Below are 13,359 nucleotides of genomic sequence, written 5' to 3'. Positions count from 1 at the left end.
CGGGAGTCACCCCGCCACCGCACCGATCCGGAGACGGTCGTAGGCGGCGAGGACCATCTCGGAGAGGATCCGCTTCCCGATCTCCGCGGTGGCACCGGTCGGGTCGCCGAGGACCCCGTTGGCCGAGACAGCCTCCACGCCCCCGGCCCGCATCCGCGGCAGCAGCTCGCGCAGCGGACGGGTGTTGCCTCGGGCGGCATTGCGCAGGCGCACCCGTTCAGGAGCGAGGTGCAGCATCAGCGAGGTCTCGGTGAGGCCGGCGTGGGGGTCGGCGTACGGCACCTGGCACGGCACCCAGGCGACGTCACGCCCCTCGGCACGGAGCGTCCTGACCGCGGCCTGGACCCCCTCGAGGTTGCCGCCGTGGCCGTTGACGAAGACCACCCGGGAGGCCCAGGTGGTCAGCGACCGGCCGAGCTCTACGACCAGCGCGGCCAGCGCCTCGGTGCCGATCGAGATAGTGCCGGGGAAGGACTGGTGCTCCCCGCTGGCGCCGACCGGCACGGCCGGAGCGACCGAGGCACCGGTGAGCGGGGCGAGCTCGTCGGCGACCGCGGTCGCGATCACGGTGTCCACGTCCAGGGGCAGGTGCGGGCCGTGCTGCTCGGTGGAGCCCAGCGGCACCAGGACGGTGCCGCCGGGCACGATCTCCGGCCACGGGCGGTCGGCGAGGCTCACGGCCGGTCCGATGGTCGGTCCGATGGTCGGCCCAGGGCGAGCTCGAAGCCGTCGGGGATCACCAGGTCGGCCGGGGTGAGGTCGTGGACGGAGGCCTTGCCCATGCCGAGGACTGCGGAGTCGAGGCCGTTGCGGAGGATGTCGAGGACGTTCTCGACGCCGGCCTGGCCGTTGGCGCCCAGGCCCCACAGGTAGGCGCGGCCGACCATCACCGCGCGGGCGCCCAGGGCGAGGGCCTTGGCGACGTCGGAGCCGCGGCGTACGCCGCCGTCGAGGAGCACCTCGATCTGGTCGCCCACCGCGGCGGCGATCGGCGGCAGCACCCGGATCGTGGCCGGGGTGCCGTCGAGGTTGTTGCCGCCGTGGTTGGAGACCGAGATCGCGTCCACACCCGCATCGACCGCACGCAGGGCGTCGTCGACGCGGCAGACGCCCTTGAGCATGAACGGCTTGCCCCCACTCAGTTCCTTCCAGGTACGCACCATCCAGGCCACGTCGTCCCACGACGGCGGCGGGGTGGTCATCCACTCGTAGTAGGCACCGAAGAACGTGGGCGGCTCCCCCAGGCTGCCGTCGTCGGCGATCGGCGCCAGGTTGGGAGCGGTCAGGTCCGGGATGCCGCCGCTGCGGGCGTACGCCGCCAGCCACTTCCCCCGGCTCATCACCTGGGGCGCGAACCTGAGCATCGCGGAGAGGTCGACCTTCTCCGGGATCTCCGGGCTGCCCCAGTCACGGCCCATCGAGAAGGACCAGTCGAGGGTGGCGATCAGCGCCTTCGCCCCCGCGGTGTGGGCTCGGCGCATCCGGCGGATCATCACCTCCCGGTCACCGGTCCAGTACATCTGGAAGAACGTCGCCGGGTTGGCCGCCACGACCTCCTCGACCGACTTCGAGGCGAAGTTCGACAACCCCATCACCGTCCCCCGCGCCGCCGCCGCACGCGCCACCGCGACCTCACCGTCGGGATGCACAGCCTGTACGCCGGTGGGCGAGATGATCACCGGGAACCCGATCTCCTGGCCGAGCACGGTGGTCGACAGTTCGCGCTTGTCGTGATGGCCGGCGACGTGCGGAGCGAGCCCGAGGTCGGCGAAGGCCTGTTGGTTGTCCGCAATCGTCTGGCCGCGCTCGGAGCCGGCCAGCAGGGCTGCGTACACGGGCTTCGGCAGGCGCTTGCGGGCACGCTCCTGCGCCACCGCGACGGACTCGAACCACGGATTCTGCTTCCACGGGTTCTTCCAAGGCATCTTCGATCTCGCTTCTATGGTCAAGAGGTTCAGTTGGGAGCGAAGCCGGCCAATGGCGACTCCGCGCACGCGCTCACCGGCGGGGCAACATCGGCATCAGGCCGGCGTCGGGAGAGGGTGAGCAGCACCGGTGCGTTGCGGCTGGGGGCACCGCGGGAGTGGTCCTGGCTCGCCGCCGGAACGCTGCGGGCACCCGCCAGCGCGGACTCGCCGTATCCCTGGACGCACTCGGGATCTGGCCCATCCAACGGCAGCCCGGTGAAGAACTTCGCGGCCATGCAACCGCCACGACAGGAGTCGTAGTGGGCGCACCCGGAGCAGGCGCCACCGGTCTGCGGCTCGCGCAGCTCCTGGAAGAGCGTCGAGGTCTGCCACACCTTCTGGAACCCGCCGTCGGTGAGCACGTTGCCGGCCAGGAACTGGTCGTGGATCGCGAACGGGCAGGCGTAGACGTCGCCGACCGGGTCGATCAGGCACACCACCCGGCCGGCACCGCACAGGTTCAGTCCCGGCAGCGCTCCGCTGCCGTCCTCCGGCCCGAAGGCGGCCAGGTGGAAGAAGGAGTCCCCCGTCAGCACGTTGTCACCGTTGGCGACCAGCCACTCGTACAGCTCTCGCTGCTGCTCGGGCAACGGGTGCAGCTCGTCCCACACATCGGCACCGCGGCCCGAGGGACGCAGCCGGGTCAGCCGCAGCGTCGCTCCGAACCGGTCAGCGATCGCCTTGAACTCGTCGAACTGCCCGATGTTCTCCCGGGTGCAGACCACGCTCACCTTGGCGTCGCGGAAGCCCGCCTCGTGCAGGTTGCGCAACGCGGTGATCGCGGTGTCGTAGGACCCCGTTCCCCGCACCCGGTCATTGACCTCGGCGGTCGCGCCGTCGAGCGAGATCTGGACGTCCACATAGTCGCTGGCCGCCAGCCACCGTGCCCGCTCCGGGGTGAGCCGGACACCGTTGGTGGAGAACTTCACCCCGACGTCGTGGGCGACGGCATATTCGACCAGGTGCCAGAAGTCGGGACGCACGGTCGGTTCACCGCCGCCGATGTTCACATAGAACACCTGCATCCGCTGCAGCTCGTCGATCACCGCCTCGCACTGCTCCGTGGACAGCTCACGCGGATCACGCCGGCCGCTGCTCGAGAGACAGTGCGCACACTCCAGGTTGCACGCGTACGTCAGCTCCCAAGTCAGGCAGATCGGCGCATCCAGGCCGAGCTCGAAGTGCTCCACCAGCTTCATCACAGTCTCCTCACGCCACGGGGCGGATCATGTCGGTCTTGGCCAGGCCGGAGAGCGTAGCGACGTACGCAGCGTGCTGCCCCTCCGGCACCCCGGATGCCACGAGCGCACCGCGCACATCCGGGTGCGACCCCAGAGAACGCACGACCGCCACCAGCTCAGGGCGCTTGAGGAAGGTCAACTTCCGGTTCCCGAAGTGGTAGGCCAACGCCCCGAACGGCTCGGGCCGTAGCGCCACCGACGGCGACAGCACCCACGCACTGTCCAGACTCACGGCATTCATGCTCAGTAGACGCCGCACATGCCGTCGATCGAGACCTCCTCGATCAACGACTCTTCGGTCAAGGCCTCGTCCACGACCTGGTTGGTCTCCTCAGGATTCATGACAGTTCTCCTTCATCTCGGTTCGACGTGACACGCAACACGTTAATGACACTCAGGGCCAAAAAGATAGAGGCTCCCCGCAGCATGCGATTCTTTTGCCCAAATCGCTGCTGTAGATTGCGGCAGGTGCCCACCAGCCCCGCTCCCGCGACGCGGCGCTCGCTGCGCGGACGACCCGCCGCGACCTCGCACGCGGAGATCGAGCAGGCCGCCTTCCAGCTCTTCATGTCCAAGGGCTTCGAGGCCACCACCCTCGACGACATCGGCGCCGCGATCGGGGTCGGCAGGCGCACCATCACCCGCTACTACCCCTCCAAGAACGACATCCCCTGGGGCAAGTTCGACCGCACGCTCGACGGCTTCCGCGAGATCCTGCGGGCCATGCCCGCCGACCTCCCGCTGCACGACTCGGTCCACCAGGGCGTGCTCGCCTTCAACGACTTCCCCACCGACGCCAGCCCCAGCCACCGCGACCGGATGCGCCTGATCCTGACCACGCCGGCACTGCAGGCCCACTCGGTGCTCCGCTATGCGAGCTGGCGCGAGGTCATCGCCGCGTACGTCGCCGAGCGCACCAGGACCCGCCCCGACGACCTGCTCCCCCAGACCGTCGGCCAGGTCTCCCTCGCCCTCGCGCTGACCGCCTACCAGGCGTGGCTCGCCGACGAGAGCGCCTCGCTCCCCCGGCTGCTCGACACCACGATGACCCACCTGCGGTACTACCTCACGAACTAACCGAGGGCGCTGTCCAGCCAGTTCAGATGCCCCATACCTCACCTCAAGACGAACAATGCAGCGAGGCCCTCGACGCTCCAAGCCCCTCTACTCCGGGACGACCTTCCACGCGAAGGGCCCGAAGAAGGGCATGGTGAACACTCCAACTGCGCTGGCACAAAGCCCGCCGGCTCGCCGGCAGCCCAACGCACCACTTCCACAACTTGCGCCACACCGGCTTGACCAACGCCGCGATCGCCGACGCAACGTTGGCTGACCTCATGGCCCTCGCCTGCCAAACGACGGCCACCGCATGCAGGATCTCGCTGCCGGGTTGTCCGTCCATCCTGGCTGGTTTCCCTGCATAGACCAATCCACCCAAGTGACCGACATCCAGCGATCGCCGTTTGCGACGGCAACCGCCTCTCGGCGGGCGACATGCCCTACGGCCCAGAGCTTGGCCGGATCGGATCCATGGTTGCCCAAGGACCCGAACGCGATCCTGTCTCCCACAACCGCGGGAGATGCCGCGTTCTCCTGCGACTTCCCCAACTACATGAGCGGCTTCGACGCTCCCTCCGACATCACGTACAAGACCATGGAGTCCACCAGCAAGGAGTTCAAGCTGCACGAACTGTCCGGCATCTACGACCCGGCCACCCCGACCTCAGCGCCTTCGCTCAAGCCGGCGGAAACTCACGCTCTGGAGCGGAGCGGCCGACCCCGGAGCTTCCCCGTTGATGACGCTCAACTACTACGACCAGGTGCGTCGCACCCTCGGTGAGGACGCCACCCCTTCCCACACCCGCTGGTACGTCGGCAACATCCGCCTCTCGTCCCACCCCAATGGCCAACACAGCAACCGGACCGGACACGAGCGCCCCTCACCCGATAGTCGCGAGGGACGCTCGACGGCGTGTTTGCCAAGCCAGGATCGCGACCGTATCACCGACAGGCCGTCAGCAAGCTGCCACGCAGCCGAGGCACGCCCCCGGTGATCCCTGGATGAAGCGCCATTGACAGATGCAGAACCGCGTTCTACATTCATCTAACTCATTGAACTAAGTGTCCTGGGTCACACTCCGTGCCCTGCCTTCCGGCGCGTCCTTGACGAGGGCGGCGCGCACATCTCCCAGCCCGAGAGTCGCGAAGCCGCGGAGGCGAGCGTGAAGTACGCAAACAGCTACCTCGGTGGCATCGGTGGTCATCCGATCGAGCTGAAGATCTGCAAGGGCAAGGAAGACGCCGCCTCGGCCGCTGACTGTGCCAACCAGTTCGTCGAGGCCAAGGTTGCAGCCGTGGTGGTGACCAACACCGGCCAAGGCGATGCCATGGCCCCGATCATCACCAAGGCCGGGATTCCCTACACGTCCTACAGCGGCGCCAGCGGCTCCGAGCTCGCCTCGCCCAACTCGTTCCTGTGGACCGCCGGATTCCCGGCGGTTCTGGCAACGATGGCCAGCCACGCGGCGAGTGAGGGTCACAAGTCCGTGACGCTCTACGTCACCGACAACGCGGCCGCCCTCGGTGGCGCCAAGGCGATGGGCGAGCCGGCCTTCAAGGCCGCCGGCGTAGAACTGAAGCTCGTTCCGGTGCCGCTGGGGACGCCGGATGCCACCCCGCAGGTGTCCGCGGGCCTGAAGGACAAGCCCGGAGCGATCGGCGTCGTCGGTGACGCGACCATGTGCGCCTCGGTCCTCAAGCCGCTGAAGACGCTCGGGACCGATGTCGAGAAGATGGTGATCAACTACTGCACCGAGGACTCGGTCCTTGACGCTATCGGCAAGGACGGCGTCGAGGGGGCCACGATGATCACTTCCACCGACGCCACCTCCAGCGACGACGAGGTCGTGGTCTACAAGGCGATCCTCGGAAAGTACGCACCAGACGTGAACCCGATCGGCGCTGCTTCAGCTGGCTACCAGTCGATGATGGGCTTCATCCGCGCGGCCGAGGGCGTCCAGGGCGAGGTGACTCCCGAGAGCCTGATCACCGCGATCAGCTCGGCCAAGGACGTGCCGCTCCCGCTGGGTGCCGGCCTGACCTTCTCCTGTGACGGCAAGCAGATGCCGGGCCTCACTGGTCCGTGCTCGGCCAAGGCCATCGTCGGAACGGTCAAGGACGGCTCGGTCGCTGAGTACGCGCCGGCCTCCTGACGACTGACTCACCGAAACAGACGAGAGAGCGATCGATTCCATGACTGAGCACATCGTCTTCTTGCTGCTGGGCCTCGGAAACGGTGCGGTCTACGCCGCATTGGGCATGGCCCTGGTGGTCACCTTCCGAAGCTCGGGAGTCGTGAACTTCAGCACGGGCGCAATTGCCCTCTACGTCGCCTACACCTACGCATTCCTCCGGAACGGGGAGCTCCTCCTCCCCGTTCCAGGGCTGCCCACCTCCATCGATCTCGGCGCGGACCTGACCGTCGGCGCGGCAATGACGATCTCCCTGGTGATTGCCGCGGTCCTCGGACTGCTCCTCTACGTGCTCGTCTTCCGCCCCCTTCGCAACACCTCGGCAGTCGCCAAGGCCGTCGCCAGCGTCGGCCTGATGCTGCTGATCCAGGCTCTCCTCGCGGCGAGGGTCGGCACCACCGCGATCTCGGTCCAGCCGTTCCTTCCCGACGCCGTCTACGACATCGGTGAGAGCAGCGTGCCGGCCGACAGACTCTGGTTCGCCGGCATCATCGTCGTACTCGGCATCGCTCTCACCCTCTACATCCGACTGACCCGCTTCGGGCTCGCCACCCGCGCCGTGGCCGAGACCGAGCGCGGCGCGATCGTCACCGGTCTGTCCCCCGACCGAATCGCGGCAGTCAACTGGGCCATCAGCACCGTGGTCGCCGGCCTGAGCGGCATCCTGATCGCACCGATCGTCACCATGACCCCGGGCTCCTACACGCTGTTCATCGTCCCCGCGCTGGCCGCCGCCATGGTCGGTGGGTTCAGCAAGCTCGGACCTGCCATCATCGCCGGTCTCGCCATCGGCATGGTCCAGTCCGAGATGACGCGCTTGCAGACCACCATCGACGGCTGGCCGACCTCCGGGTCCCCCGAGCTCGTGCCACTCGTGCTCATTCTGATCCTGCTGATCACCAGCGGTCAGCGCCTCCCGCAGCGCGGCGACGTCAGCCTGAAGTCCCTGGGCCGCGCACCCCGCCCCCGCAGCCTGTGGCAGCCCTGATCGTCTGCGTCCCCATCGCGGTGGTCGTCCTGGTCGCAACTGACGGAGGCTGGCGCGCCGCGGTGATCTCGACCTTCATCCTTGCCATCATCTCGCTCTCCCAGGTGGTGGTGACCGGGTACGCCGGCCAGGTCTCGCTCGCCCAGCTCCCGATCGCCGGCGCAGCGGCCTTCCTGCTCAGCGTCTTCTCCTCCGACTTGAGCATGCCCTTCCCGCTTGCCCCAGTACTGGCCGCCGTTCTAGCCACGGTGCTGGGCGTCGTGGTCGGGCTACCTGCCCTGCGGATCCGTGGACTGGCCGTGGCAGTCGTCACCCTGGCCCTCGCGGTCGCCCTCGAAGCCTTCTGGTTCCGCAACCCTGATCTGAACGGCGGCGTCGACGGCGCCCCGATCGCGAACCCGGAGCTCTTCGGGATCGACCTGGGCATCGGCGCCGGTGAGGGATACCCGCGCCTGACCTTCGGCTTCGCCTGCCTGCTCATCCTCGTGGTCGTCGCCGTCGGTGTCGCCTGGCTGCGCCGCAGCCGGCTCGGCGCTTCCATGCTGGCGGTTCGCGCCAACGAGCGCTCCGCCGCTGCCGCCGGCATCGACGTACGTCGCGTCAAGCTCGCTGCGTTCGCCATCGCCGCATTCATCGCAGCCGTCGGCGGCTGCCTGCTCGGCTACCAGCAGAATGTGGCCTCGTCGTCGACATATGCAGCCCTGGCCGGCATCGGTCTCTTCGCAACCGCCTACCTCTGCGGCGTCACCTCGGTCTCTGGCGGCATCCTGGCTGGCGTGGCGGGGGCCGGAGGCCTCATGTTCTTGGCCATGGAGCGGTGGCTCCACCTCGGCGACTACTACGCGATGTTCAGCGGGCTGATGCTCGTCCTCGTCGTCATCCAGAACCCGGAGGGCATCGTCGGGCCGCTGCACGAGAAGATCCGGATCTGGCGCAACCGCAAGTCTGCTCCCCTCCCCTCGGAGCTGACTGCCGAAGCACCTCCCGAGATGGCGACGCTGACACGCAGCGAACCCGGCGAGGAGATCCTGCACCTGAACGGGATCGGTGTCCGATACGGGGCAGTCGTCGCGGTCGACGACGTCACACTCGCCGTTCGGGAAGGAGAGATCCTCGGACTGATCGGCCCCAACGGCGCTGGGAAGACCACGTTCATCGACGGCATCAGCGGATATGCTTCTGCGGACGGCACCGTCTCACTCAACGGCGAGTCCCTCGACGGGCTACCCCCGCACCGACGCAGTCGCGCCGGCCTGGGCCGCACCTTCCAGGGCATCGAGCTCTATGAGGACCTCACCGTCGAGGAGAACGTCGTCGTCGGCACCACTGCGGCAGCTGACCGTCCGACGAGCGAGGATCTGGACCAGCTCTACAGGCTCCTTGGGTTGGGATCGGTCGCCAAGCGGCCGGTCGCCGAGCTCTCCCAGGGGCGGCGCCAGCTCGTCTCCGTGGCACGAGCGCTCGCAGGGCGACCGCGTGTCGTGCTCCTCGATGAGCCTGCCGCTGGTCTCGACAGCGACGAGAGCCTGTGGCTGGGCGAGCGGCTCCAGGCAATGCGTGACTCCGGTGTGACGGTCGTGATGATCGAGCACGACATGGGCCTGGTCCTCGAGATCTGCGACAAGATCGCGGTGCTCGACCTCGGCCGCCTGATCGCATTCGGCACTCCGGATGAGATCAAGGGCAACCCCGAGGTCGTCCGCGCCTATCTCGGTAGCACCCATAACAAGGTCGACCCCGACGATGTCGACAGCAGCGACGACACGATGACGAAGGAACCAGTCTCATGAGCGCAGTCCTCGAATGCACCGGCCTTCACGCGGGCTACACCGAGGCCGCCGTGGTTCGGGAGGTGAGCCTTTCGGTCAACGCCGGTGAAGTGCTGGCACTCCTGGGTCCCAACGGCGCAGGAAAGACCACCACCCTGCTGGCGCTGTCCGGAATGCTGCGCTGCAGCAAGGGCACCGTGACCGTCGGCGGGGTCGCGCTAGGCGACGGCAAGTCCCGCAGGGCTGCGCGGGCGGGGATCGTCCTGGTTCCCGATGATCGCGCCCTGTTCAAGACCCTGACCGTCACGGAGAATCTCAAGCTCGCCGCGAAGGACAGGAAGCGGGGCGACGAGGTGCTCGACCTCTTCCCCCGACTCAAGGAACGACTCAAGGTCAACGCCGGGAACCTCTCCGGTGGTGAGCAGCAGATGCTCGCCATCGGCCGGGCACTGGTCCAGAATCCCAAGGTTCTGCTCGTCGACGAGCTGAGCATGGGTCTGGCGCCCGTCATCGTCCAGGACCTGCTGCCGATCATCCGCAGGGTCGCCGACGAGCTCGACACCGCCGTGGTGCTCGTCGAACAGCACGTCAGCCTCGCGCTGCAGATGGCCGACCATGCCGTGGTCCTCGCGCACGGCTCCGAGGTCCTGAGTGGGTCGGCACAGGAGCTCCTCGACCAACCCGAACGGATCGAGGCCGCCTACCTCGGTGGCCACAAGGCCGCCTGAGCCTGCCGACGGGGCCCGAGACACGGGATGGACGCACAACGCGTGCGTCCCCTCCCGTGTCTCGGGCCGAGCGAAAGTGGAGTCAGCCCCGGTCGTTGACCAGCGCAAGGCTGGACCGCGCGTACGCCGCCCGGCGCCGGTCGCTGACGAGGAACGACGGCGGCGCCAGGTAGGTCACATCCTTGGCCAGGCTGCCCTCCTTGTCGCGGCGGGCGAACTGCGCCCGGGCGTCCTCGGTCGTGCCGCACACAGTGATCGCCTCGAGCATGTCGTCGGTGACCGCGTTGGTGAGGCCCTCGATGTCGCCCACCTTGAACGCGGCCCGGAGCTCCTCGACCTGAGCGGTCCAACCGTGGTGCTCGACGTATGGGTCGTAGGTCTTCACCGTGAGGTAGAAGCCGACCATCCGTCGCGCGTCCTTGATCGCCCGCTCGGAATCGTCGTCGTCGATCGAGGTGATCAGCCAGCCGTGCTCGAGGGCCTTGGCGTCACGCTCGGCCTGCGCCTCGCCACGCTCGACCGCGGGGCGGACGACCTCGTCCCACCAGCGTGCGGTGAACAGCCCGTGTCCGATCACGCCGTCGGCGGCCCGAGCAGCGGCGGCGGCCATCCCCTTGTTGAAGCCGGCAAATAGGATCGGCACCTCGAGGCGCCCCAGCACGGGCGCCTGGACCTTGGCGTCGACCTTGTAGAACTCGCCGGCGTATCTGACCGGGGAGCCGTTCTCGGCTTGGAGCCAGGCCCGGATGGCGCCCGCGAGGTCCCTCATCCGAGCGACCGGACGATCCGCCTCGACGCCGAACCAGTCCCTGTTGATGGTGTAGGCGCCGGAGCCCAGGCCGATGAAGATTCGGCCAGGTGCCTTCTTGGACAGGGACCGGGCGGCAGCCGCGTGGGCGTAGGGAGTCCGCGCGAAGGCGTACGCGATGCCTGTGCCCACCAAGGCGTTCTCGGTCTTGTCGACCATGTCAGCCAGGGTCGAGTAGGCCTCCAGGTCCACGAACTCGCCGGTGCAGAACGCAGTCACACCCGCTTCCTCGGCCTCAGCCGCCACCTCCGCGCCCGGCCAGGGTAGCCCGAACCTCATATCCGCCTCCTGTCGACATTGCGTACAATCATCTAACTATTTGTAGTATATGCTGGGGAGCATCCAGACGCTAGGAGGAACCAGTGAGCACCACCGAACAGAGCGCACAGTCCGCGAACACCTTCGGGGTCCTGACGGACGCGGCCTTCGAACGGTCACGGCTGCGCAACGGCGTGCCCCAACGACCCTTCCCCCCGCACAACACCGAGGTCACCCCGGACGGCACCCGTCACTTCGCCTATGGCTACGGCGACGACAATCCGCTCTTCTGCGATCCCGCGTACGCGGCGACCAGCCGGTGGGGCACCATTATTGCTCCCCCGAACTTCGTCTACACCATGGGTGAGGACGCCGCGCCACCGGCGGATGCAGAGACCAAGGCGATCCTCAAGGGCGACCCGTTCGCCGGGCTCGGCTCCTACCAGGCGGTGATGGAGTTCGAGTGGTTCCGTCCGCTCAAGCTCGGAGACCGTTGCCAGGTCCTCCGGGCACAGGTCGGAGTGCAGGAGAAGCCGAGCAAGTTCGGCGGCCGTACCGCTCACGTGACCAACGACTTCCTCTACGCCAACGGCGACGGCGAGGTCGTGGCGATCCAGCGCGGCACGTGGATCAACGCCGAGCGGCACACCTCGCACGAGCGCGCCAAGGCGAAGGAGCCGATCTCCTTTGACCCCTACACCGACGAGCAGCTGGCCGAGGTCGACGCGGCGTACGACGCCGAGACCCGCCGTGGCTCCGTGACCCGCTGGTTCGACGACGTCGAGATCGGCGACGAGCTCCAGCCCCGTGCGAAGGGCCCGCTCACAGTCACCGACATCGTGGTCTGGCACCTGGGGTGGGGCATGCAGCTCACTCCTCCCGGCACCTTCGGCATCTCCAGGAAGATCCGCAAGAAGGCACCCGGCCTCTACCCTGCCAATCAGCGCAACATCCCCGACACCGTGCAGCGCCTCCACTGGGAGATCGAGAGAGCACACGAGCTCGGCATCCCGATGAATTACGACTACGGCGCAATGCGTGAGACGTGGCTGACCCACCTGATCACCGAGTGGATGGGTGACGACGCTTGGCTGTGGAAGCTCAGCTGTCAGCACCGAAAGTTCAACTACATCGGTGACACCACCTGGGTCCGCGGCAAGGTCGTCGACAAGGTCCAGGTCGAGGGGCGCAACGAGGTGCACCTCGAGATCAGCTGCGGCAACCAGCGCGGCGAGACCACCACGCCCGGGACCGCGGTCGTGCTGCTCCCGAGCAAGGACGCCCCGCTGGAGCTGCCCACTCCCCCGGCCGACACGCTCCAGGGAGTGCTCGATCACGAGGTGGCTCGCTTCGGACAGTGAGCCCCTCTTCATTGGAACTCCTAGCTGGATGAAGGTCCCGGCCGCCACTGGTGGCCGGGACCTTCGAACTGCCTGCTGCTTGCCGCCCCGCGCACGACTCGGGCCCAACATAGATGACGTGGGGTCCGGTAGATTTTCTCCAGACACTGAACGTGCGCGACGCGTCAGCACGACGCGTCAGCGCAGGGTCCACTTCGGCTTCACGAAGCCGTCGCGTGAGACCTGTGCGGTCCCAATCGGGTTGCCGATGGTGGTGTAGGCGAGACCGATCGCCTGAGCGGTCCCCCGGTCCAGGTCGAGCGTCTCCCAGACAGCCTTGACGGTCCCCTGCACGGCGGCCGGGGGCTTCGCAGCAATGATCCGCGCGAGGCCGTCCGCCCGTTCCCACAGATCGGCATACGGCACCAGCTCGGAGAGCAGGCCGATCTCCCGCGCCCGGGCAGCCGACATCCGTTCGTCCAGGCCGATCAGCGCCCAGCGGAGCGCCTCGCCCAACGGGATCCTTCGGGCCAGACCGATCGGCTCCAGGGCCGAGGTCATCCCGTAGCTCACGTGCGGGTCGAAGAAGGTGGCATCATCGGCACCGATCACGATGTCGCACTCGTTGAGCCAGTAGAACGCACCCCCGGCGACCATGCCGTGCACAGCTGCGATGACCGGCTTCCAGACACCGTTCTGCCGCGGACCGAGGCCCTGGCCAGGGTCATCCTGGCTCCAGACGTTCTCGGCCATCTCGATGCCCTGCGAAACATCCACACCGGTACAGAAAGCCCGCTCCCCAGCGGCGCGCAGGACGCAGACACGGATGTCTTCGTCGCGACGCACCCGGCTCCAGATGTCGCTGAACTCGTCAATCATCGTCTGGTTGAAGCTGTTCATCACCTCGGGGCGATTCAGCGTGATCGTGGCGACATGGTCGACCACCTCGAACAGCACTGTCTCGTAGGCCGTGGGTTCACTCATGTATTGACTCTCCTCGATTGCGGGG

14 protein-coding genes are annotated in these 13,359 nt (G+C 67.6%); 7 read left to right on the top strand and 7 right to left on the bottom strand.

The window, feature by feature from the left end:
* Window positions 1-6: 6 nt before the first annotated feature.
* The 5 genes from mftE to mftA are packed head-to-tail and all read right to left on the bottom strand — an operon-like array spanning window position 7 to window position 3,550.
* Window positions 7-678, bottom strand: a complete 672-nt coding sequence (mftE, locus tag BJ988_RS01085; protein WP_179656282.1) for a mycofactocin biosynthesis peptidyl-dipeptidase MftE — start codon at window positions 676-678, stop codon at window positions 7-9.
* Complete coding sequence (mftD, locus tag BJ988_RS01080; RefSeq protein WP_179656281.1) at window positions 675-1,925, bottom strand: pre-mycofactocin synthase MftD; 1,251 nt, start codon at window positions 1,923-1,925, stop codon at window positions 675-677. The genes mftE and mftD overlap by 4 nt, the downstream gene beginning before the upstream one ends.
* Before the next feature lie 29 nt (window positions 1,926-1,954).
* The gene (gene mftC, locus BJ988_RS01075) at window positions 1,955-3,166 is read right to left on the bottom strand and encodes a mycofactocin radical SAM maturase (RefSeq protein WP_179656280.1); all 1,212 of its coding nucleotides are present in this window, start codon (window positions 3,164-3,166) and stop codon (window positions 1,955-1,957) included.
* A 10-nt stretch (window positions 3,167-3,176) separates the two neighbouring features.
* A complete protein-coding gene (gene mftB, locus BJ988_RS01070; protein ID WP_343051379.1) occupies window positions 3,177-3,440 on the bottom strand; it encodes a mycofactocin biosynthesis chaperone MftB in 264 nt (87 codons plus the stop codon).
* An 11-nt stretch (window positions 3,441-3,451) separates the two neighbouring features.
* Window positions 3,452-3,550, bottom strand: a complete 99-nt coding sequence (mftA, locus tag BJ988_RS01065) for a mycofactocin precursor MftA (RefSeq protein WP_179656278.1) — start codon at window positions 3,548-3,550, stop codon at window positions 3,452-3,454.
* Window positions 3,551-3,676: 126 nt separating this feature from the next.
* On the opposite strand from mftA, the gene mftR reads away from it, so the two are divergent.
* The 6 genes from mftR to BJ988_RS01040 all read left to right on the top strand — a co-directional run bounded on the left by mftR (window position 3,677) and on the right by BJ988_RS01040 (window position 9,944).
* Window positions 3,677-4,285 carry a mycofactocin system transcriptional regulator gene (gene mftR, locus BJ988_RS01060; RefSeq protein ID WP_343051378.1) on the top strand — a complete coding sequence of 203 codons (609 nt, stop codon included), beginning with the start codon at window positions 3,677-3,679 and terminating at the stop codon, window positions 4,283-4,285.
* Between the two features lie 457 nt (window positions 4,286-4,742).
* Window positions 4,743-5,048, top strand: coding sequence for a hypothetical protein (locus BJ988_RS01055; RefSeq protein ID WP_179656276.1), 306 nt, complete (start codon window positions 4,743-4,745; stop codon window positions 5,046-5,048).
* A gap of 271 nt (window positions 5,049-5,319) precedes the next feature.
* Window positions 5,320-6,420, top strand: a complete 1,101-nt coding sequence (locus BJ988_RS01050) for an ABC transporter substrate-binding protein (protein WP_179661272.1) — start codon at window positions 5,320-5,322, stop codon at window positions 6,418-6,420.
* Window positions 6,421-6,460: 40 nt separating this feature from the next.
* Entirely contained in the window at window positions 6,461-7,447 is a 987-nt protein-coding gene (locus BJ988_RS30250; RefSeq protein WP_246321379.1) for a branched-chain amino acid ABC transporter permease, read from the top strand.
* Window positions 7,435-9,237, top strand: coding sequence for a branched-chain amino acid ABC transporter ATP-binding protein/permease (locus BJ988_RS30245; RefSeq protein ID WP_343051377.1), 1,803 nt, complete (start codon window positions 7,435-7,437; stop codon window positions 9,235-9,237). Before BJ988_RS30250 ends, BJ988_RS30245 begins: the two co-directional genes overlap by 13 nt.
* Entirely contained in the window at window positions 9,234-9,944 is a 711-nt protein-coding gene (locus BJ988_RS01040) for an ABC transporter ATP-binding protein (protein WP_179656275.1), read from the top strand. Before BJ988_RS30245 ends, BJ988_RS01040 begins: the two co-directional genes overlap by 4 nt.
* An 82-nt stretch (window positions 9,945-10,026) precedes the next feature.
* On the opposite strand, the gene BJ988_RS01035 is transcribed toward BJ988_RS01040, so the two are convergent.
* Window positions 10,027-11,031, bottom strand: a complete 1,005-nt coding sequence (locus BJ988_RS01035) for an LLM class flavin-dependent oxidoreductase (RefSeq protein WP_179656274.1) — start codon at window positions 11,029-11,031, stop codon at window positions 10,027-10,029.
* Between the two features lie 83 nt (window positions 11,032-11,114).
* Here BJ988_RS01035 and BJ988_RS01030 point away from each other — a divergent pair, with 83 nt between their 5' ends.
* A complete protein-coding gene (locus BJ988_RS01030) occupies window positions 11,115-12,371 on the top strand; it encodes an FAS1-like dehydratase domain-containing protein (RefSeq protein WP_179656273.1) in 1,257 nt (418 codons plus the stop codon).
* A gap of 177 nt (window positions 12,372-12,548) precedes the next feature.
* Here BJ988_RS01030 and BJ988_RS01025 read toward each other — a convergent pair whose 3' ends face one another.
* A complete protein-coding gene (locus tag BJ988_RS01025; protein ID WP_179656272.1) occupies window positions 12,549-13,334 on the bottom strand; it encodes an enoyl-CoA hydratase/isomerase family protein in 786 nt (261 codons plus the stop codon).
* Between the last annotated feature and the right edge of the window lie 25 nt (window positions 13,335-13,359).

This window comes from Nocardioides panzhihuensis (assembly GCF_013408335.1).
Taxonomy (GTDB): domain Bacteria; phylum Actinomycetota; class Actinomycetes; order Propionibacteriales; family Nocardioidaceae; genus Nocardioides; species Nocardioides panzhihuensis.
Note: the sequence above shows the minus strand (reverse complement) of the source record. Positions and strands in the feature narration are given on the sequence as shown.

Coding starts and splice junctions, on each gene's coding strand:
- BJ988_RS30250 (WP_246321379.1), top strand. CDS start 6,461: ATGACTGAGCACATCGTCTTCTTGCTGCTGGGCCTCGGAAACGGTGCG.
- mftC (WP_179656280.1), bottom strand. CDS start 3,166: ATGAAGCTGGTGGAGCACTTCGAGCTCGGCCTGGATGCGCCGATCTGC.
- BJ988_RS01040 (WP_179656275.1), top strand. CDS start 9,234: ATGAGCGCAGTCCTCGAATGCACCGGCCTTCACGCGGGCTACACCGAG.
- BJ988_RS01025 (WP_179656272.1), bottom strand. CDS start 13,334: ATGAGTGAACCCACGGCCTACGAGACAGTGCTGTTCGAGGTGGTCGAC.
- BJ988_RS01035 (WP_179656274.1), bottom strand. CDS start 11,031: ATGAGGTTCGGGCTACCCTGGCCGGGCGCGGAGGTGGCGGCTGAGGCC.
- mftA (WP_179656278.1), bottom strand. CDS start 3,550: ATGAATCCTGAGGAGACCAACCAGGTCGTGGACGAGGCCTTGACCGAA.
- mftD (WP_179656281.1), bottom strand. CDS start 1,925: ATGCCTTGGAAGAACCCGTGGAAGCAGAATCCGTGGTTCGAGTCCGTC.